14 protein-coding genes are annotated in these 21,523 nt (G+C 61.2%); 10 read left to right on the forward strand and 4 right to left on the reverse strand.

Annotated elements, in window-relative coordinates:
- Window positions 1-40 precede the first annotated feature (40 nt).
- The 4 genes from BM349_RS17695 (at window position 41) to BM349_RS17710 (ending at window position 9,706) form a co-directional block, all read left to right on the forward strand.
- The gene (locus tag BM349_RS17695) at window positions 41-2,023 is read left to right on the forward strand and encodes a site-specific DNA-methyltransferase (RefSeq protein WP_091708902.1); all 1,983 of its coding nucleotides are present in this window, start codon (window positions 41-43) and stop codon (window positions 2,021-2,023) included.
- Window positions 2,023-4,995 carry a restriction endonuclease gene (locus tag BM349_RS17700; protein WP_091708905.1) on the forward strand — a complete coding sequence of 991 codons (2,973 nt, stop codon included), beginning with the start codon at window positions 2,023-2,025 and terminating at the stop codon, window positions 4,993-4,995. Before BM349_RS17695 ends, BM349_RS17700 begins: the two co-directional genes overlap by 1 nt.
- A gap of 142 nt (window positions 4,996-5,137) precedes the next feature.
- Complete coding sequence (locus BM349_RS17705; protein ID WP_091708908.1) at window positions 5,138-6,592, forward strand: ApeA N-terminal domain 1-containing protein; 1,455 nt, start codon at window positions 5,138-5,140, stop codon at window positions 6,590-6,592.
- A 270-nt stretch (window positions 6,593-6,862) separates the two neighbouring features.
- On the forward strand, window positions 6,863-9,706 hold the full coding sequence (locus BM349_RS17710; protein WP_254773984.1) for an AAA family ATPase: 2,844 nt from the start codon (window positions 6,863-6,865) through the stop codon (window positions 9,704-9,706).
- A 43-nt stretch (window positions 9,707-9,749) separates the two neighbouring features.
- On the opposite strand, the gene BM349_RS17715 is transcribed toward BM349_RS17710, so the two are convergent.
- Entirely contained in the window at window positions 9,750-12,203 is a 2,454-nt protein-coding gene (locus tag BM349_RS17715; RefSeq protein ID WP_217645695.1) for a hypothetical protein, read from the reverse strand.
- A 178-nt stretch (window positions 12,204-12,381) separates the two neighbouring features.
- Between BM349_RS17715 and BM349_RS17720 the strand changes: the two genes are divergently transcribed.
- Window positions 12,382-13,236: a hypothetical protein gene (locus tag BM349_RS17720; protein ID WP_139230978.1), complete on the forward strand. Its 855-nt coding sequence runs from the start codon at window positions 12,382-12,384 to the stop codon at window positions 13,234-13,236.
- 601 nt (window positions 13,237-13,837) lie between these two features.
- Here the strand turns inward: BM349_RS17720 and BM349_RS18645 are convergent.
- Window positions 13,838-14,233: a UbiA prenyltransferase family protein gene (locus BM349_RS18645; protein ID WP_139230979.1), complete on the reverse strand. Its 396-nt coding sequence runs from the start codon at window positions 14,231-14,233 to the stop codon at window positions 13,838-13,840.
- A 65-nt stretch (window positions 14,234-14,298) separates the two neighbouring features.
- Between BM349_RS18645 and BM349_RS17730 the strand changes: the two genes are divergently transcribed.
- The 4 genes from BM349_RS17730 to BM349_RS17745 all read left to right on the forward strand — a co-directional run bounded on the left by BM349_RS17730 (window position 14,299) and on the right by BM349_RS17745 (window position 18,506).
- Window positions 14,299-15,252, forward strand: coding sequence for a hypothetical protein (locus tag BM349_RS17730; protein ID WP_091708914.1), 954 nt, complete (start codon window positions 14,299-14,301; stop codon window positions 15,250-15,252).
- 894 nt (window positions 15,253-16,146) lie between these two features.
- Window positions 16,147-16,737, forward strand: a complete 591-nt coding sequence (locus BM349_RS18830) for a hypothetical protein (RefSeq protein ID WP_175525356.1) — start codon at window positions 16,147-16,149, stop codon at window positions 16,735-16,737.
- Window positions 16,738-16,741: 4 nt separating this feature from the next.
- Window positions 16,742-17,815, forward strand: a complete 1,074-nt coding sequence (locus BM349_RS17740) for an XRE family transcriptional regulator (protein ID WP_175525357.1) — start codon at window positions 16,742-16,744, stop codon at window positions 17,813-17,815.
- Window positions 17,816-17,822: 7 nt separating this feature from the next.
- Window positions 17,823-18,506: a DUF3223 domain-containing protein gene (locus tag BM349_RS17745; protein ID WP_091708919.1), complete on the forward strand. Its 684-nt coding sequence runs from the start codon at window positions 17,823-17,825 to the stop codon at window positions 18,504-18,506.
- 230 nt (window positions 18,507-18,736) lie between these two features.
- On the opposite strand, the gene BM349_RS17750 is transcribed toward BM349_RS17745, so the two are convergent.
- The gene (locus BM349_RS17750; RefSeq protein WP_091708921.1) at window positions 18,737-19,591 is read right to left on the reverse strand and encodes a hypothetical protein; all 855 of its coding nucleotides are present in this window, start codon (window positions 19,589-19,591) and stop codon (window positions 18,737-18,739) included.
- 81 nt (window positions 19,592-19,672) lie between these two features.
- On the opposite strand from BM349_RS17750, the gene BM349_RS17755 reads away from it, so the two are divergent.
- Entirely contained in the window at window positions 19,673-20,479 is an 807-nt protein-coding gene (locus BM349_RS17755) for a nuclease-related domain-containing protein (protein WP_254773986.1), read from the forward strand.
- 140 nt (window positions 20,480-20,619) lie between these two features.
- On the opposite strand, the gene BM349_RS18650 is transcribed toward BM349_RS17755, so the two are convergent.
- The gene (locus tag BM349_RS18650) at window positions 20,620-21,495 is read right to left on the reverse strand and encodes a hypothetical protein (protein ID WP_139230980.1); all 876 of its coding nucleotides are present in this window, start codon (window positions 21,493-21,495) and stop codon (window positions 20,620-20,622) included.
- Window positions 21,496-21,523 lie beyond the last annotated feature (28 nt).

Here is a 21,523-nt window from a genome sequence, read left to right on the forward strand (position 1 = left end):
CAACAGAGAACCAGCCAAACGTTGACAGAGAGACAAATACATGTCCGATGACGTCCGCGAGATACCGTCAACCACGCCGAACTTCCAGAGTGACTTGGCAGCCCAGCTTGCTGATCTAATTCCGGAGGCTATCGCCGACGGAAAGATCGACGTCGCGAAGCTCCAGGAGTTGCTGTCGACGGACGCCGCCGATCCGACCGAACGCTTCGGCTTGATCTGGCCGGGCAAGAAGCGAGCGCTACGAGCCGCGCAGGAACCAACCACGGCGACGCTGCGCCCTGACTTCGAGAATGCAAAGGATTGGGACACCACCAAGAACGTGTTCATCGAGGGGGACAACCTCGAAGTGCTGAAGATCCTACAGAAGCACTATCACAATAGGGTCAAGCTGATCTACATCGATCCCCCATACAACACGGGAAAGGACTTCATCTACCCGGACAACTTCAAGGAGGGGCTCGACACGTATCTCGAGTGGACTCGACAGGTCAACGAGGAGGGCAAGAAGGTCACGACGAACGCCGAAACAGAGGGCCGTTTTCACTCGAACTGGCTCAACATGATGTATCCGCGGCTCAAGCTGGCGAGGAACTTGCTGAGCGACGATGGCGTCATCTTCATGTCGATCGATGATCATGAGGTGGAGAACTTGACGCGTCTCGGCAAGGAAGTATTCGGCAGCGACAATCTATTGGCGTGCTTTCCGCGTGTAACGAAGCGCGCAGGAAAGAGTGGCGACCTCATCGCCTTCAATCACGACTATGTCCTTGCATTCGCGCGTGGCGCGGGGGTGCGTCTCAACCGCTTCTCGCACACTGATGATGGGTTTCGATTCTCGGACGAGTTCGAGCAGGAGCGGGGTAAGTACAAGCTGAACCAAACCCTGGACTACAACACGTTGGGCTACGTGCGCTCACTCGACTTCCCAATTGAGGCGGACGGCCGAATCTTCTTTCCCGGCGGGGTGACGGAGTCCGAGCACAAAGAACGAGTAGAGCGAAACCCGAAGGACGGGTTCAGGTGGAGGTGGTCGCGCCGACTAGTGGAGTTTGGTCTAGCGAATGGGTTCGTAGTGATCAAGGACGGCCGAAATGGCTCCCGCATTTACACCAAGACATATCAGAACGCGACAATCAAAGAGATAGGAGGCGAGTACGAGGTCGTATTGCAAGATCGGACGAAGGCCTTCACCACGCTGGATCTGCTCGACAACAAGTACTCAAACGATAACGCGAGGAAAGGCATCAGCAGCCTCTTCGAGTTCGCGGCATTCGACTACACCAAGCCCGTGGAGTTGCTAAAGACGATCATTGCGCTCGGAACCACCCCCGTCGCGGGGGACATCGTTCTCGACTTCTTTGCGGGTTCTGGCACTACGGCACATGCCGTTATGCATCTCAACGCCGAGGACGGTGGCAACCGTCGCCACATTCAGGTACAGCTACCAGAGCCGACACCCGAAGACTCCGACGCGCGGCGAGCGGGTTATGCCACTCTTTCGAAAATAGCGAGGAAGCGGATCGACCTTGCGGGTGATCGGGCCGTTGCAGAGATGCGCCAACAGCTTGGAAGTCGACAAGCATCGTTCGACACCGGGTTTAGGTCCTACAAGCTAGCTGACACCAGCTTCTCCAAGTGGCGCGTCGCCAGCGACACGAACGCGAACGCCCTGGAGCAACATCTCCTCGATCTTCGGGACAGTAGCAGTGCTGACGATGCAACTGCTGATGACCTACTTACCGAAATTCTGCTCAAGCAGGGTTACTCGCTGACTGAACGGATCGCGACGATCGAAATCGATGGATTGCATCTCCGCGCCGTGCTGGACGCTGACGGTGATGCGGCCGTGCTCGCTTATCTGAACGAACATGTGAAGCCCTCAATCGAGCAGCTTCGCGCCGTCCTGGAGCGTCAGCCGACGAAGCTAGTGATCCTAGATGACGCATTCCACGGCGACGATGAGCTGAAGACGAACCTCGTCCAGCTGGCGAAGTCGAAGAACGTGGAGCTCTGGACGGCGTAATGAGCGGTTCAGGATTTCAGTTCGACCCAAGCCAGCCTTATCAGCTCGATGCGGTTAGCGCCGTTGTGGACCTCCTTGACGGGCAGCCGAAGGACGCCGAGAAGCTGCTGCTGACGCTTCGCGGTCACGCAGCGTTTGACGATACCGATCAGGCGACGCTCGACCTCGACGTGACGCAGGAGATCGGGGCGTTGGGGAACAACCTCGTCCTCGAACGTGACACGGTGTTGTCGAACCTGCAGCGCGTCCAGGACCGGAACGGTCTGGAGGTCGCGGGCAAGCTGTACGACGCAGCTCTCGACTTCGACATCGAGATGGAGACGGGAACCGGAAAGACCTACGTCTACCTGCGCACAATCTTCGAGCTCGCGAAGAACTACAACTTCACGAAGTTCATCATTCTGGTGCCGAGCGTGGCCATCCGCGAAGGCGTCGGGACCAGCGTCCGTCTCATGCGCGATCATTTCAGCGGTCTCTATCCGGGGCAGCCCTTCGACTTCTCGGTGTATAGCGGAAAGAACGCCGAGGACCTGCAGTCGTTCGCGACGGCGACAAACATCCAGATCCTCGTGATGACGATCGATGCGATTCGTGGCACCGCAAACACGCGCATCATCCACCAGACTAAAGACAAGCTCAACGGCCTGCGCCCGCTCGACTACCTCAAGGCGACGCATCCTGTCGTGATCATGGACGAGCCGCAGAACATGGAGTCGCTCCTCTCGCAGTCAGCGGTGGGCGAACTCAACCCTGTCTTCACGCTCCGATATAGCGCCACGCACAAGAAGCAGCGCAACGTCGCATACCGGCTCGACCCGGTCGACGCGCACGACTTGGGGCTCGTCAAGCAGATCGTGGTCGCGGACGTGCGGCAACAAGGTGCTGATGCAGCTCCATACATCAAACTGATCGAAGTTCGGCGGGAGCCAGCGTGGACTGCTCGGCTGGAATTGTCGTGTCGAAAGGCCGGCGGGAGCCTCGAACGCCGTGTCATAAGCGTGCGCCAGCACCAGGAATTGTCTGATCCGCGCATCACCAACAACCCAATCTACGAGGGCTGGCGCATAAATGAGATGAGCATCGAGCCGGCCTACGTCGACCTCACTCTCCATGGCTTCCTCGAGCAGGGCGAGAGTATCGGTAGCTCCACTGCGGCCATCTACAAGGAGATGATCCGTGAAACCATTCGTGAGCACCTGCGCAAGGAGTCCATGTTGCGTCCGCGTCGCATCAAGGTGCTGAGCCTGTTCTTCGTGGACAAGGTCGCCAGCTACATGGGCGACGGTGCCACCAACGACGATGCCAACGGTGATTTCGCACGATGGTTCGACGAGGTCTTCATAGAGGAACGTGGCAAGCTCCCTCGCTATCGGGAACTACTGCCGCAGGAGCCGAGCGCGCTCCGCAAGGCCTACTTCTCGCAGATCAAGCGCGGCAAGACCTCTGTCATGCAGGACAGCTCCGGTACCACCAAGGCCGACGATGACGCCTACGAACTGATCATGCAGGACAAGGAACGGCTTCTCGACGAAGCCGAGGATGTGCGCTTCATCTTCAGCCACTCTGCCCTTCGCGAAGGGTGGGACAACCCGAACGTCTTCCAGATTTGTACCCTCCGCGAGATGGGTGCCGAGACCGAACGTCGCCAGACCCTCGGGCGTGGCCTTCGTCTTCCAGTTGCCAAGTCTGACGATGGCTATGTGCGCGTCCCCGATCGCGGAATCGCGACACTCACCGTGGTAGCGAACGAGTCCTACACTGCCTTCGCCAAGAGCCTCCAGAATGAGTACAAGTCCGCGGGCGTCGAGATCGGCGAAGTGCGACGGAGCGAGTTCTCCAAAATCCCGCTGCAAGACCCAAGCGGTCAGCTCACAGACGAGCTTTTCGGGTTCGAGCGCTCTGCATCCGTCTTCGAGCACCTGACGCGGGAGAAGTTCATCGTCGACGGCAAGGTGACCGCCAAGTTCCAGCCGAACACGATCGACTTCAGCCTGAATCTGCCCGTGATCTTCGTCGACTATGAACCGGAGATCACCGCGTTGATTGCGCGAGCACACATCGGTACCTACGTGAGGCCAGCGAGCAAGCGTCACCCGCGCAAGCTCAACAAAGAGATCTACAAAACTCTCGAGTTCGACGACTTCTGGCACGCGATCAGTCGCCGCACGACCTACAGGGTGACGGTCTCCCGCGACAAGATCGTCGAGAAGGCAGTCGACGCGATCCGGTCTGCCCCGAAGGTTGACCCGCTCCGCATCCAGGTCACGCGTGCAGGAGTCAAGGTGCTTCGCGGCGGTGCTAAGGGTGAAGAACTAGGCAGTCGTTCTGCTGAATTGAAGGGGAGTTACGACCTTCCCGACATCATTGCGGAACTGCAGGAAGCCACTTCGCTGACGCGCAAGACCATCGTCGACATCCTCATCGAAAGCGGCCGGCTGGACGACTTCATCGGCAACCCGAATGACTACATCGCCATGGCCAAGCGTGCTATCCAGACAGAACTCGCCAAGCTCGTTGTCGACGGTGTGCAGTATGAGAAGATCGCCGGCTCGGTATACGAGCTCCGAGAGCTTCAAAAGGACGGGCTTGAGGAGAAGGACCGCTTCCTCGACCAAATGTACGAGGTGAAGAACACTCAGAAGTCCGACTTCGACTACGTCGTCTACGACTCCGATGTCGAGCGCCAATTCGCCGAACTGCTCGACGGTCGCGAAGACATCAAGCTCTTCATGAAACTACCCGCCAAATTCAAGATCGACACGCCCGTCGGGCCGTACAACCCAGACTGGGCGATCATCAAACACGAGGACGGCGAGGACCGGATCTACATGATCCGCGAGACGAAGAGCACACTCGACGACTCGAAACTGCGCCCGGCTGAACTGGCCAAGATCAAGTCGGCGAAGGAGCACTTCAGGGCCATCGGCATCGAAGACTACGAGCGTGCGGCGCCGGGGAAGTGGAATCTATGACCTCGTCCCACCAGGTTTGGTCAACAGATGAGCCGGCAACTCACGATCTGTTGGGCTTCGGTGCAGTAGCGGCGATCGCCGCAGATGCTTCTCACCGCCCTTCAGCGGATCATCGTTTTCACCCGGATGACGGAGCAGCGCAATGAAGCCTGCCAAAGAGGCAGCAGCAGTCAAGCTTCCGTTTGAGGCCGGCGAGTATCTCATCACATGGCAGGTGCCCGATCGCAACGGAAGCCATGCTGGAATCCCGGGGCTCCTCACTGTCGAGCAGGGCAAGTACCCAACCGGCATTTTGTACGGCGACCTGCCGATCGAGTGGGTGTCCGAGGGTTTGACGGGCGTCGCATCGTTTCCGCAGCGCCACGACTTTGACGTCCTCACGGGCCGACTGTCAAGCGGTGCTCACGTGGCGCTAATGAATGGCGAGCTCAACTACAGCTTTCCCGGAAACGGCCGAGCAGTAGGAGCCTTCGCCGCCCTCTCGCTCGATGCCTTCGACACCTCGGAACACCGAAGATGCGCCTGCATCGAGCTTCAGATCGAGGGGCTGGAGTCGGTTGTGGGGTTCGCGCCGATTTCTCACGTCAAGATGCCGATGAAGGCGGGTGACGAGCCAGTCTGGCAAGCCACCGTCGAGAAGGACGGGAAGTTCGCCTGGAGCGCCCACGGGCAGTCGATGACATTCAGCTACGACTACACCGTGCGCGCGCTTGACGGGTATGAGTTCAGGATGGCATTCGGTCCTGTCCTGCGTCTCAGCTCAGAAGAGCCGCTTACGGTTGTTGCGTGGTGGCTTGAGCGGGTTCGCCCTCCCCGCCAGCTCATCTCGCTTCTGACAGGTGCCCCACGTGAGGTTCGGTACCTTCTCGCCGTGGTCGCGGAGGTGCGCCCCGTTCGCACCGTGATCAGGTGTTCGGCTGGGACATTACACACCTACCTGTCAATTCAACGCGCCGCCGTCGAGGAGATTCGTTCGTCCGTCAGTCTCGCAAGAGACAACCTGAGCCTGCTAGACCTACTGGACGCCTGGCTGCGGCAGGTCGCCGCCAGGCATCCCCTTTTTGAGACCTACGGTGCGATGGCGACCGTGGCCGACCAACACCCCCGCTCGAGGTTCCTCCTTCTACTGCAGGCGCTTGAGGGGTCACACGGCTTTGAAAACCGCGCCAAGCATGAGACGGATAAAGAGCAGTTCGGGACAAAGCGGGAGGGCGTGATCTCGCGAGCCCGGGAGGTGTTGGACAAGGCGGACTTCGCGTTCATCAGCAAGAATCTCCGTCGGGAGGCGCTGCAGGGCCTCGACGCTGCGCTGGCTGACCTACTTAAGCGACTGCCGCACGAGGTGTCGGAAGAACTCGCGCAAAGCGAACTGATCAGGGCCGTTCGGAAGGAAGAAACCGGCAAGGGAACGCTTCCGCTTCACACCGCGCTCACGAGAGCACGGAACACCTTGTCGCACGGCTCCGGATCTTTCGAACCTCAGCACCTTGTGGTCGTGGCTGACATCCTCGAACGGGCGGTGCGTTCTGAGGCGATCCGATTGCTTGGTGCTCCCCTCGACGCGCAGAAGCGCGCAGTCGAGAATCCGCCGCGGTGATTGACCAGCGGAGGATCGGCCACTGCTTCCCATGCGCTTCCGAATCACAGCGCCCACGGAGCGTATGGCAGAGATGACCGCCCGATTATCTAGCCGTGCCACCTCCTCCGTCGCCTCAGCCAGCAGACCAAGCTCAAGTTGACGCCCGACAAAGTGCAATGCACGCAGGCACCCACGGTGAACGACGCCCTTTGAAACCACTTCGCTACAGTTACCTGCAACCCAGAAAAATCCCTGGATAACCCGGAAAAACTAGCCTACTCTGGCGCCATGCGCGGAGGTCTGGAGCGATGGAAAAGGGGTGCCGAATCCCGCGGGGTTCGGCACGCGATCTCGTACGCTCTCGAGGGCATATGCGATGCTCACGTGCCCTACCCGACGGGCGCCGAAGCGCTCGAGGCGTATGGCGCAACATCCGATTCAACCGTCTCCCGGTTCATCGTCGACAACGGCGTCATCACGACTGACCAACTCACGGCTGGCGGACTTCGTGTCTGGCTCACCGGGCATGACCCGGTCACGGGGGAGGAACGGGGCCACCAGCGGCTGAGCCCTGACGCGGACCTAGTGCTCGACGGGACGCTCAACCACCCGAAGTCGTACAGCATCGCCGCGCTGCTCCATCCGGAACTCGCTGCGGAGTTCGAAGCGCTGCAAGACCGGCTGCGTGAGCGCATCCTGCTCACCTGGCAGACCGAGCTCAACGCGCGGCGCGGGCATGGTGGGCTCGTGCGCGAGGAGATCACGCGCGTCGAGGTTGTCGAGCTGCAGCACCGCCGATCCCGGGCGCTCGACCCGCACATTCACCGCCACCTCTGGCTGAACATCAAGGTGCTCGGCGCGGACGGCAAGTGGTCGAACCTCGACTCGCGTGTCGTGATGAAGCTGCACACCGTCGTCAATGCCGAGGGGGAGCTCGCCGCCCGCACAGACCGCGCCTGGATCACCGCTCTTGCGCGCCACGGTTACAGACTCGACGACTCGGGCGAGATCGCCGAACTCGCCGGTGCCGTCCGCCCGCTCTCGCGCCGGTCGGGTCAGATCGAGGCGAACCGCGCGCGCCTGATTGCGGAGTGGTCGGCGGCGCACGGGGGCTCGGCGCCGAGCGCGCAGGTGCTGCATCAGATCGACCGGCGTGCTTGGGCGATAGCGCGACCGAACAAGCCGGCCCACCTCGACGAAGTATCCTGGGAGTCGCGCGTCCGCGATGAGATCGCGGCGATTGATCCAAGCCTGATCACCGCGCGTGCATCGATTGCAGTCGCTTCATCAGACCTGCACGCCCTCGATCTGGATCTGCTCGCTGCTAGGGCGATCGCCGATGCGGACGAACGGTCCACGTCATGTGGCGGGCGGTTCAGCACCTTCGACATGCGCGCCGGCGCAATACGTGCACTCTCGCGGACGGGCATCGTTGCGGAGCGCAACCAGCTCGACGACGTGATCGTCGAGATCATGACGCGCGCCGCGAAGGCCGTCTATCGGCTCGTTGCGGAGATTCCGCCCGCGCACGTGAAGGCCCTCATGGCGACCGAGACAGTGCGCGCGAAGGTGCGCCTCGCCGGACGCCTTGATGCGCTCGCCCGACCAGGGCGCTCACTCCTGCCGAACGAGTTGCATCGGTTCGCTCCCAACGAAGACATCTCGATGCTGGATACTTCGCAGGGCGTTGCGGCGTGCGCTATCGCCGGGACTGATGGGCTCGTGACGGTCACCGGCCCCGCTGGCACAGGCAAGACGACGATGCTGCGTGTTGCTCTCGCAGCGCTCCGGGCGCAACGGCGGCGGATGCTCGTCATCGCGCCGACTCGGAAAGCGGCGACGGTGGCGTCTCGCGAGGTCGGAGCTGCCGCATCCAGTATTCATGCACTGCTCGCAGACCACGGCTACCGGTGGGTTGCCGATCATGCCGGTGTGAAGGTGTGGACACGACTGCGGGTGGGGCAGGTCGATCCCGACACGGGTGTCGCATATGGCGGGCCGGCGCAGTACGTGTTGCGTTCTCGCGATCGGATCGTGGTCGATGAAGCGGGCATGGTCGATCTGCAGACTGCGAACGTCCTCGCCGACCTTGCGATCGAACAGGGCGTTGGGCTCGCGTTCGTCGGTGACCCGCACCAGGCGCTGCCGGTCGGACATTCCGGTGCGATGGGTTCAGCGGTCCGACACGCGAATGCAGCAGTTGAGCTCGACACGGTGCATCGGTTCCGTGATCCCGAGTACGCGGCGCTGAGGCTGCGGCTCCGCAACGCGAGTGATCGCGAGCATGCGCTGGAGGTTGCAGGCGAGCTTGCGGAACGCGGTCACGTCGAGCGGGTCGATCATCACGATGCAGGCCGTGAGCGGATGATCGACGCGTACTTCGAGTGGCACGTGCGGGGCAAGCGGGTGACGCTGGTCTCCGGTACCAACGCTGAAGCCGATGCCATCAACGACGCGATTCAGCAGCGGCGAGTCGATCGCGGCGAGCTAGATCCAGGCGCGCTCGCGTGGGGAATGGGGGAGCAACGCATCCTCGTCGGTGACACCGTCCAAACCCGCCGCAACGACCGGCTCACAGGCGTCGAGAATCGCGCGCGATGGATCGTGCGCGGCATCCGCGAGGAGTTCATCGATCTTGTGTCGGTTGGCGACAGCGGCGAGTTGCGGCGAGTGTCTGCCGAGTATGCGCGGGAGCACCTGCAGCTCGCCTACGCGTCGACGGTACATGGCGTGCAAGGCGACACCGTTGATGCCTCCGTAGTCGGGCCAGATGTGAACGCGGCGGGCCTGTACGTCGGCCTCACACGCGGGCGGGTGCACAATGTCGCGATCGTGGTTGCGCGGACGGATGCCGTCGCCCGCGAGTGTCTCGCCGAGTCGATGCAGCGCGGCACGCCGGAGCTGACGATGCAGGATGCCGTGCGTGCGGCTCACGCCGAGTTGCAGCGCGCGGAACGGGCCCGGACTTGGCGGCGATGGCGACCGGGCCGGTTGTTGTGGCGCCGAATGCGGGCCGCGGGATCGGGATCTAGCGGCGTACGATTGGCGATGCCTCAGCGGGCAGGTACTCGGCCGGGCTATTCGGACGTAGCGGGAGACTACCTCAGGCTCCCTCGCGACGTCCTTGCGTGATCTGATGAACGACCGGCTTGCGGGCGGTTCGCAAGCCAGTCGGCTATGGGTGGTGTCGCCGGTTCCGCTTGGTCTTCGCGGCTGGAGGCAGGCGGCTCTGCAAATCGGATGCGGGACGTAGGCGCGCCAGCGAGGCGGCCAGGTCTGAGGCTAGGGTCTCGAGGTAGCCCTCGTAGACGACGTCGAGAAGGTTTCGGGTGCTTTCGTCGTAGAGGAACGCGGCAGCTCGAGGAATGTTGAGCTGGTGCTTCTTTGCTTGCAAATACCGCCGGAGGCTAGCGATCCATTCGTCGCGTGGTTGAGAGCGCGGTTTGGTCGCCCAGACCAATAGCCATCCGTCTCGCGGATCGACAGAAGCTGTGATTGGCACTGTCATACTGCGCCCACGACCTAGCGGGTCAGGCTGGTTGAGAAGGTCGGCACCGTTCCGGGCGAACTGCTCTTGGGCGGCTGTACTGCCGGAAATGAGGGTGGCGCCGATGCTCAGCCACGCGAAGACGCCGCGCCGCTGGAGTTCATCGGCAAGGGCGCCCGCCGATGAGGAGGGCATGGAGGGTTTCGGGGACGGGTCGTCCGAGTGTCGGGTGTAGTGCCAGCGATCAAGTCGATCTGTTCGGCTGGTGATGAATCCTCCCTCTTGCTCCCTGAAGCGGCGGAGTTCTCCGGGGCTTGGTGGGGGCATGAATGGGAAGGCCTTTCGGACCAGCTCTGGGTCGGGCTCGACCCAAAGGCCCGACTCGAAGAAGTAGAGGAAGAGATCGAGTTCATCAGGCGCGCTGTACATCACTGTTGTCGCGGGGTCTCGTCGCCGGCGCAGATAGAGAAGTAGCTCAGCGGGTCGGTCGACCAGGTCGACGATGAGTTCGAGGTCGTGCAGAGATACCGTCCAGGGGATGTTGTCCGTGCCGATAAGCCCGGCCTCGACGAGGTCGGCTGTCGCTGTTAGAACGGTGGAGATGTCGTCCAGGCTCACGGCGATCGTGTGCGTCTCGCGAATACGGCGCAGATCCAGCCAGCCTTCGCCTTCGATGCGGAGTCCCCCGTCGCGATCGATTGCGTCCCGAACGCGGCCGGCCTGGTCTGCGGCCTTTCGAATGATGCCGGTCAGGTCGGTCCGTTGACGGGCGAGCTTTCCTGCCTTCGACAGCTGACTGAACGCAATCGCCTTGTCTTCGATGACCACGGCGACATCGTCGACGAGCAGTAGGTGGTCACACTCCACTCGTTTTGTGTATGCGTTGGGGTCTGCCTTCAGTGCCTCGGCTTCGTTGGCGGGTACGAAGAACTCGAAGCCGTTGCGAAGCACTCCTCCAGGAAAAGCGCGTTCAATCGCTTCGCGTACACGGTTCTCGAGTAGGTCGCCTCGGTGCTTCGAGTATGCGTTCCACACTGGGGTCGACTTGAGGTGGTCTTCGAGGGATTCCTTTACGGCGGTTGCGACGTGGGCGTCGTGCAGCTGCATGAAGCGACCGTCAGGGGTTCCGAGCAGTGGTGTCAGCCGCCATGGATTGTCGCCGCGGACGAAGCGGTCGATCGCCTCGAGAGCGGTCGCTCCGGACATATCTAATCTGAAGCGCTGGATAATTCTCGCGACGCGATCGCCGGCGATTTCCGTCTTGTCAGCCAGCTCATCGACAGTGACGGTGACGTCACCGGACGGAGGCTCGAAGAGTGCGAAGAAGGCAGCCATTGCGTCCCGTGTTGACCCATTCGATAAGTCGAGCCCCTCGCCCGCGACAAACGCCGACGACGACGCAGCGAGCTTCTCGCCGCGCTTGTTCATCTTTTCCATCTGGATCTCGTGACATGCGGTTAGCACCTTTAGAGCGTCGCTCGCGTCAAACCCGAGCTGCGCTTCCAGTTCTGCATGTACCGCCGGAGAGCCGTCGAGCAGACTGCCGACCGTCGTCTGAGCGACGTCCGGATATGAGGAGTTCCGCATGGTCATCTCGGACCCCTGAACGCTAAACGAGATCAGCGCGAGTGGATCGTCGGGATCCAACGAAACGAGCGTTCGCAGCTGTCCGAGGTGGATGATCGCGTCGATCAGCGGCCAGGCTTTGCTGACAGCCTCGCTCATCGCTTGCGGCTCGGGCTCCGCGTCACGCGCCAGCGTGCTGCTGTGATTGCCCTGGCCCGCCACGGCCGCAAGGATCAGCAACTCCAGTTGAGCCAGCCCGCCTTCTGGTCGTATGGGAGTTTCGCCCGCTGGTCCGATCGGCAGATATGCGAGTCGACCAACCTCGGTGAGTCGGGACGGATCGAACTCCTGGACCAACTCGGCGAGAGCGCGGACGCGCTCCGCAAACACTGCATCGACTCGGGCATCGAAGCCAACTTCCCCAGGATTCAGATCGTCAAGCAGGCCCGACATCCCGGCCATCGAATCGACGACCAGTCGCGCATATGGGTCTGAACTCACTTGCACAGGTCGGCCGCCGGTGGCGCGCCGGCGTCGCGTGTTCCGCAGTTTGTGTCGCTTGGACTTGGATGCCATGGTTCATTCTCAACTAAGCGCACTACCGCGAGCTCGACACTTCGCTCCGTCGCACTACCGTCGTCGCGCAGTCTCTTATCTGCGGGCCTCCCCCCGTCGCTGCCGGTAGAGGAGATTCAGCTCACTCTGACGCCCGCCGTCGACGTTCGACCGGTGGTTCGGTTCTAAGGTGGCCACGATGAGCGAACTGGAACGGTGGCGTGAAGCAGTCACCGAAGTGACGGCGCAGCTTCGGCAGTACCCGGGTCGGTCGGACAATGACTGGTTGCGGAACTTCCCCCACGGGAGTTGCTCTGTCACTTCGTACGCCGTCGGCAGGCTACTCCTTGAGCGATATGGCGAGCAGTGGTTGCTGGTGTCGCGGTCCGGCTACGGGACCAGCACCCACACATGGCTTGTTCGCGACGCCGGAGAGGGCCAGGAGGCCGCTATCGACGCGACACTTCACCAGTTCACTGACCTCGCGCGCGAGCCGTTCATCGGGTGGGGAGCCTCTCCGGCAGACGAATACTTCCCCGATTTCATGGGCTCTCCTGTGTACGTCGGACTCGTTGATGACTCGTGGCACCACGGCGCGACGGATGAGATTTATGAGTGGTTGTTCCCCCGGCTCGGGCTCAGCAAATTCAACCGCGCTGAGTCTCTGCGCCATCTCATGCCGGAAGATCTCGCTAACCCGCCCGTGTGCCGGCTAATCGACGAAATGGTCGAGGCGTCAGCTCGCTCGCACCAACCTGTCGAATATGCGATCGCGCTTAATCCGACGACGGCTGCGGTTCTCTGCCGGAACTCTGACGCTGCGTTGCGTAGACATGAAATGAAGTCGGACGAGTATCTCGGTCGAATCGTCCTTTCTTTGGAGCAAGTCGATGGCGACGTTGCTCTCCTGATACCCCTGCAGGACGAGGAGGTGTCTGCCGATGCACCCTGCCTGATCGGCCTCGTGAGCAGCGGGCGATTCTGCGCAATCCAGATGCACGAGCGGGAGCGATTCGACGTGTCGTCACTTAGCGACAAGCCGGCCACGTCCTAGCGATCCGCTTGGCGGCGGCATCCGGCGCGGTGAACCGGCATACGGCTCCGTAGGCTTCTTGCGGCTCGAAGCACGCGGAGCGGACTACCCGCGGTCGCGACGGAGCTTGATGTTCCACTTGGCGAGTCTCGCGAGACTCCGGGCAGTGGCCTTTCCAGTCGGGTCGTCGACATGCCTGCTCAACTTCTCAAGCACCCGCTTATCATCCTCGGACAGTTGCCGAACGGAGCTCATCTGCCGTTCACGACCACGAATATTGCGTCTGCCGCCTGAGCTTGCTCAATCGCGCTGGGCTCAGCGGACTTGGCGAGGCGCTCAGCGCGCTTCCGAAGCCGCTCCTCATTGTTGAGGCCAGCAGCGGCCAACATGTCGAGAGCCTTCGCGAGGGTGTACGTAACGCATCCACGGCGGTGGTGGCTGACGTGCGGCCTCTTGAGTGTCGTCAACGCCCGACATGCTCACTGAATGCGCAGTACGTGCTCAAGTGAACATGACCGGGAATACACAACAGCAACCCTTATCAATTCGTTGAACGCCCTGCTCATGTCAAAGTCCTCCTGAGCGGTACGTTCAAATGGAGGGACTACTTAGCGTGAGATCTTTACGGCCGATACTCCCACGTCAGGATGATGTTCCCAACCAGAACGGCGATGGCGATCACGTCGAACACACACGCATACGCCCAGATCTTCCACCGCTCATCCTTCGCTTTCCGATAGCGAATCAGTAGGGGAATCTGAAGCGGCAGCGAGACGATGATCCCGATAAGCGCGATTACTAGCGCCACGTTGCCGAGTCCATGAACGAACTCTGGTTGCTGGAGGTACCCAAGCGCGACCGCTGCTAGCCACGTAACGAAAACGATAAGGATGCCAGCGACAAACTGAGATGAGACGTCCCGCCAGAAGTGTTCACTACGCCCCCAGTTAGCTGGCCATCTATACCAGCGACCTTCAGAGGTTGTCGGCTCGGGTTCAGACGGCGGGCGCTCGGACACGGGATCACCCTAGCTTTGGGTACGGCGCGATGATGGGAGCCACACTCACCGCTAGTGTTCACGTCATGCCGCTGGAATCCGTGATCGAGCTGATATTGCACGTTGCCGATCCCCAGCTTGAGACTTACTGGTTCGGCTCTCGCATCGGTGAGCAGCTGATGATCCTGGTGATTGGTGCAGCGCTCGGCGTAGGCGGCCAGCTAGTCGTTGACTACTTCCGCAGGGACGACGTTGGCGAGTATGAGCTTTGGACTGACATTCACAGTGCGAGCCAAAAGGCCGAGGGCATAGGCCGACTAAAGACAGGCCTCTCAATCCATGCCGGCGACCGAGAGGTTGCGAACCCGTATGTTGTCGACTTCTACGTCTGGGGGGTGGGGAAGAAGGACATCCGACCTGAGTCGTTCGACGGTAAGCCGTTGGAGTTCAAGCTCAATGTGCCGATCGTTGCAGAGTTAGACGGAAGCACTGAGGGCAACATCGAGTCCGCCCGCTTCTCGTGGAGCCCTGACGGCGTTGTGACGCTAGCGCCGAGCTTGGTTCGCAGTCGCATAGCAAAGCGGTATCGATTCCTGACGGATGGGAAACCGGACCTCAAGTGGACCAACATGGTCGCGGATCTCAAGGTCTACGAGTTCGACGAGCAGTGGGGGAAGCCGACACCGGATCGACTGGTGGCAAAGTGGGCGGCACGTATCATGGCGGGACTGTCGGCCGTTGGGTTCTTGGTGGTGATCATCGTGTCGATGGTGCGCGGGATCATTGAGGGTCCGAAGCCGCGACCCACGTCGGAGATTACCGATCCCCTCGTCATTCCTGACTCCTTCTTCCTTGAGTTCGGCTGGATCGTCCTCCTGGTTATGGGGTGGTTCGCCCTGATGTTGTTCTTCTTCGGGTACGGCGCTGCTCCCTCCCGACGACCTAAGCGCGCGAATCGCTTACGGATGGAGAACCTCGCACCGACTAGCGCGCCCGTGTTGAAGACGGAGCGCGACTACATGAGAGAACAGCTAGAGTAGTTCGAACCTATCTTCGAGTACCATCCGGCCATGGGTACGAACCGTAGGTACGCGGACAAGATCGATGCGCAGATGAAGCGTCGCATCACCGAGATGCTGCTGAGGCCGAAACCCGTCACTCTCACTGACGCCGAGCTAGACATTGAGAACGATCCTGTTACTAGAGCTGACAGGCCCGTTCGCGTGCGAGCGTGGGTGCGTTACCCAGAGCCAGTCGCCCGCTTAGAAGGCCGCGCAGTTGCATGGACGACCCGTGCAGTGAAGCTTCAGTGGGAGACGGCAGACGGTGAGCGGCGTGAAGCGTGGGTGTGGGCGTCGGCGGTGGATCGGATCTAGCTCTGAGCCATGCCCTGAAGTATCCACGACATAACCCAAACTCCGGCAAATACTCCTCGAACCGTTCTCGGTGTCCTTGATGGCGGCCGATCGCCATCGCTTCGGAGACGAAGCGAATGACGCAGTTACTAGCGTCGTCCCTACCCTGCTGATTGATCAACGCCACTCCGAAGCGGTGGCGCTTCGTCATGTCGTTGCCCGGATCCTGAAACCCAAGTTGCGCCAGCAGTCTTCCGATTTCCGAGCCGGACAGTCCTTGGCTGGTATCTCCCAGAGCGTCTGCAATCGCGGTCACTACGCTCTCGGGCAGCGGGGGATGCTTCATTGTCGACACACGCCTAGCTTCTCGGATTCTTCGGCCAGATGTCCGCAGGCGACGCGGCCAGAGACAACTTGAAAGGCCCCGCGCCCTGGCCAGCGCGAGTGCGAGGCGAATCCCATGTACTGACCCCTGGGTTGACCTGCTCAATGAGCGAAAAGATATGCCGATCTCGTCGGTCAGACAGAATAATTCTCGAATAGTTGACAGCTTGTAATTTATACCTCAGACTGAACCTTGTGATCGATGAACTCCTTTCTCAGCAGGACGCCGAGGCCATTCTTGCTCCGCACATGAGCGCACTTCGTCGGTTTCTGGAGCAGGGCTGGTCCGACTGGCATGAGTCAGTCCTCGCGGCGCCCAAGCTAGCGACCACACGCGCTACTTCGCGAGCGAACGTCGTGTACGACCGGATCACGCTGCACGCCGAGGCGTACTTCGAGGCAGTAGGTATTCCGTGCGTGCGCAAGGGTCAAATGTTGGTCGTTTCGTTCGATGACGGTCGCTTGATCCTCCGCTTCAAGAAGTTCCGTAGTCGCAAGCTCGGTACTTCGGGTATCCCGACTGAGCAGCGGTTGGAGTTCGAACTTCAGCAGGTCGTTCTGGATGGGACCGCCGCCACATATGTCGTCGCCGGATACCTTCCTGACGAGCTTGGGATCGGGCTGGACGTGCTCGCGATCGCGTGCACGTACAACGGCCGAGTCATCTGGCGGATCGATCTCAGCGACGACAGCACGACATCCGTTGTTCGTGTTCGCGTCGATTCGCCTCAGGGGCCCTCGGTTCGCAGCACGCGCCCTGCAGCGCTCGAGGAAGTCGAAGGATAGGAAGATGAATCCGCAGATGTTGACTCTTCTGCGCGAATCACGTGGGCTCAGCGGCGCGCAGCTTGCAAAGCTGTCCGGCATCCCTCAGCCGACCCTCTCCAAGATGGAGAACGGATTGGCCATGATTGATGAGGGCAGGCTTCAGAAGCTGGCGGATGCGCTCGAATACCCCACTGATGCGTTCAGCTGGACCGATCCGATATACGGCTTTGGGAGTGCCGCCTTCTATCACCGAAAGCAACAGGCGCTTCCGCAGACGACTCTTCGGAAGATTCAAGCTCAGGTGAATCTGACGCGAATGCGTTTGAACAGACTTCTGAGCTCGATCGAGATAGATACGCAATACGTTGTGCCTTCCCTTGATGTCGAGGAGTACGGCACGCCGGCTGAGGTTGCGCGCGCAGTGCGTGCGCTGTGGCGCGTGCCGATGGGACCAGTTCGGGACATGGCTGCCGCGCTGGAACTCGCCGGGATCATCGTGGTGCGAAGCAACCTGGAGTCGCCACGGATCGCAGCTATCAGTCTTGACAACGTCGGCACATATCCCGCTCTCATCATCATGAATGGCGCGCTTCCCGCGGATCGCGAACGGTTCACCCTCGCCCACGAGCTCGGGCACCTCGTCATGCACTCCGTCCTTGTCACGACCGATGAGGCGGAACGCGAGGCCGACGAGTTCGCCGCGGAGTTCCTGATGCCCGCGGCAGAGATCCGAGCCGACCTCAGGGGCATGACGCTCGCTCGCGCGGCGCAACTCAAAGTGGTCTGGCGTGTTGCAATGAGCGCCCTCGTTCGCCGCGCTCGAGATCTTTCGATGATTGACGACACGCGCTACAGGAGTCTGATGGTGTCAATGTCACAGAAGGGCTGGCGGAAGTCCGAGCCGGTGGAAGTTCCGCACGACCACCCGACTGTCATCTCGTCGTTGATCCAAGTTCACCTCATGGACCACGGTTACTCATTCGACGAGCTTGCTCAGGTCGTGGCTCTGAACGAGGCAGAGTTCGCGCTGCGTTTCGAAGTAGAACCACCACGAGGGGCCGGGCTCAAAGGCTCCCACCTCCGAGCAGTGAAGTGAGACACCGATGGCGTACCCATTCGTAACTCCGTCCATGAGGTTCCGCAGCCGTACGGCAGCAAAGGACTACATCCGCGACAACATCCTGCGCGCCTACGAGCTGCGAACGCGGATTCCAGCCGGACCGCACGATCAGCTTCTCCGTGAGGTGTTGAGCCTGCACTCGGATGCTGAAGAGAAGATCGGGCCCGGAGTTGACTACTTCTACATCGAGGAGACGTGGAGGCTTCCGGGCAAGGAGGCGGTAGGGCGGGATCAGCGCGCGATTATCGCAACTCGTATCGACGGAAGCGATCGCGACTGGAGCTACTGGCACGTAATCGATCAGCCGAGCGAGGCTGCAAACGTCAAGAGCGCCCTGGCATTCGCGCTCGAAGAGGGGCGCCTCCGTCGCAGAGACGCGGACTTCTCCGCGGGGATGCCCGCTGTGCACTGCGCACTGACTGGCGAGCTGATCAAGCAAAAGCACCAAGCGGACACGCGACACCTCAGCCCCACGTGGAGTGAACTGACACAGGGGTTCGCTGACGCCAGCGGCGGCTGGAGCGCGATCGAGACCCACAGTGGTGACGGATACGTGTTCGTGGGGCGAGATGTAGAGGATGAGTCAGTGCGTAACCGGTGGCTCGACTACTACGAAGTCAACGCGAAGCCCGTTTACGTTAAGAATGAGAGTCCTGAACGCGTCTGATGCGCGAGGCGTGGGGAGATGTGAGCATGCCCGGTAGGCACGATCCGTCCTCGTCCTCAGCTTCGTATGCGACTGACGTCGTCGCCCCATCGGGTGCTCCTTGGCCCCAGTAGCGTCTCTGTTATGCGGCTTTCGCCTCACCCACCTGGGCAGAGCGAGCGCGCCCGCATGTCCCAGCTGATGGCGGCGGAACCCCCGCGTTAAGGGATCCCGTCGGGCCGCCCCATGCTTTACGGGTGAGACTCGGGGCGTGTGGCATGCTGGAGTGCTTGTAGGGCGTCTCGCGCGGTGAGGGTGGTCGTCGTTGTGAATAGTTGGAGCGATGCGATCCTGACTGGTCCTCCGCCTTCGGCCTCAGCGATTTCTTGATTCTTCATGATGGAGTAGGAGAAGTGGGTGAGGTCGCTGAGGAAGCGCCAGACGACGTGCACAAGGCTGTTGTCGCCGTAGACGCCGGCGATGGGAGTGGCGGTCTGCAATTGCCCTTGTGTCGCGCGAACGTCGAGTCCTATGGCGCTGGCGGCGCTGTCGAGGTAGTTCGTGGCGAGGGGTCCTTGGGTTTCCATGGCCGTCGCGAGTTGATCGAACATCTCGGCGGGTATCGGCATGCTGTCATTGCGTGACGCGGCGAGGCGCTTGTTGTTGGCGACGAATTGACCGACGTCCCGGCGGAGCACCCGGATTAGACGTTCGAGCCGTTCGGGACGGTCTGCCGGGCTGAGCAGCCAGGTCAGGGCAGCGCTGTTTTCGACCGCCGCGCGCATCGTGGGATAAAGCAGCACGAAGTCCAGGGTCAGTTGCCCCGGATCGACCTCCAGTGTCGACCGGTGCAGCTCGAACAAGAATCGTGCCGCGGTCGCGGCTCGCTCCTGGATGTACTGAGTCAGCATCAGACTGCCACCCGCTTCACGGGCCGTGCGCTCGTCAGCCGCAAGCCGACACGTGGGCGGGACCTCAGCTCTGGCAAGACGATCGAGGTCGACGGCGATATCCCTCATCGTCACGAAGTACCGTGCGAGTGAGTCCGCATGCATCTGCGTGGGATCGCCCTCGAGAGCGGAGACATCCGTCGCGTCAGAGTCCATGAGCGAAGGTTAGCCGCCGTCCGACACCACTGACGTGAGGCACTACCTGAGGTCGATCGCAAGCGCTGCTAGCGTCGTGCCGTGACGCTCGAGCCGGGGCAAGACGAGAAGCGGATGCGGTTGAGGTACGCCGGAACATGCCGACTCTGCGGCGCGGCCCTGCCGACGGGGACCGACGCCATATACGAGCGTCGCTCAAAGACGGTCCGCTGCGTGACCTGCGACGCAGAACCCACGGCGGCGGCAGATGGAGTTGCTGGCGCGTCAGCTCGTCGGGAGCACGAACGCCGGAAGGAAGCCCGCGAGCAACGGATCCGCACCGACCACCCCAAGCTCGGCGGACTCATCCTTGCGCTCTCCGACGATCCGCAGAGCACACGGGCGTGGCAAGGGGGCGCGATCGGAGAAGAGATCCTCGCCCAGAGACTGAAAGAATTGCCCGACTCCGCTCGCGTGCTCCACGATCGGCGCATCCCCGGCACGCGCGCGAACATCGACCACATCGCCGTGACCTCCGCCGGGATATGGGTGATTGACGCCAAGAGATACAAGGGCCAGCGACCCTCCCTTCACGTCGAGGGCGGGCTGATCCGACCACGCGTCGAGACACTCCGCGTCGGTGGACGCGACAAGACCAAACTCGTCGACGGAGTCCGGTCACAGGTCGAAAGGGTCTCCGACGCACTCGCCGACACCAACACCAAAGTCAAGGGCGCGCTCTGCTTCGTCGAAGCCGACTGGCCCCTCATAGGCGGGGCGTTCACTGTCAACGACATCGACGTGCTGTGGCCGAAACTGCTCCTCAAACGCCTGACCGACTCAGCAGATGAGACCATCGACGTCGACAGCATGCGCGCCCGCCTTGCAGCAGCATTCCCGCCCGCCTGACTGTAACTGAATCAGCAACCTCGCACTCCAAGAAACCTCACCTCAGAGACACCCTCAACGGGCGTTCAAGCAGCTGAGCCAACGATGCCACCCGGAGAGGGACCCACATGCGAACGTTCCTGGAGCCGCTTGGCACATCCCTACTCGTGGGCGTGGTCCACGTCGTCCCTTCGGCACCACAGTTGACTGGTGTCCTGAATCTGATCCGCCAATGAGTCACGGATCGGCTCGGGGAGTTCCTCGAACAATTCGTACACCGCATCCGTGGCTTCGATGATGGGAACAACTGCCGCTAGTCCATACTCCGCTTCTCGGTCCAGCGGGAGACCCGCTTCGTCAACCGTGATGAACTTCTCGAGGAATTCGTCTATCAGTAGCTTAAACGCGTCCTCCTGCAACTCATCGGCATTGCCGGCCCAGAAGAAGTCCTCATCAGGCGTGACGAACAGATAGTTGCCGACCGTCGCGCGAACGGCTTCAAGCTCCCCCGATGCGTCCGGGATGAGAAGCGCGGCCACTGCACCATTCGGGAATACTAGGTCCCCATTCACACGCCACTCTCGCTCCCAGCGAAAGTCGTATCGAAGTCTAGGACTGTCAATGACGACGTCGATCAGCGGAGTCAGACGCCAGATTGGATCCGTCGGGTTGGCACTGGAGTCCATGAGCGATCGAATCGCGAGATGCTGCGCGGAGTCATCGGTTACGTACCATACAGGCGTAGCGCCGAAGTCTACTCGGAGACGCTCTTTGGCAAACACGATGCCGTAGACACGACCTCGGCTTGTCATCCTTTTAAGCTCGGGGATTGGCGTCTCAGTCAGGCAGACGGCGTTTTGGGTGCCACCTGCGATAACCCGAGTTCGTGCAATTCCGAACGGATTGCGGGCTTCAATCACGCCCGAGGTCAAGATAGATTCAAGATCAGCTCTCGATCGAGTCAGGTGGACAAGATACGGCGAGAGATCACGAGCATTGGGATGTTGATCGGTCCCGGTCCATTCCGTCGCACTCACATGTTCAGCATGCCACGAACCGATCAAA

Origin of the sequence: Microbacterium sp. cf046 (assembly GCF_900114345.1) — a bacterium.
Lineage (GTDB): Bacteria > Actinomycetota > Actinomycetes > Actinomycetales > Microbacteriaceae > Microbacterium.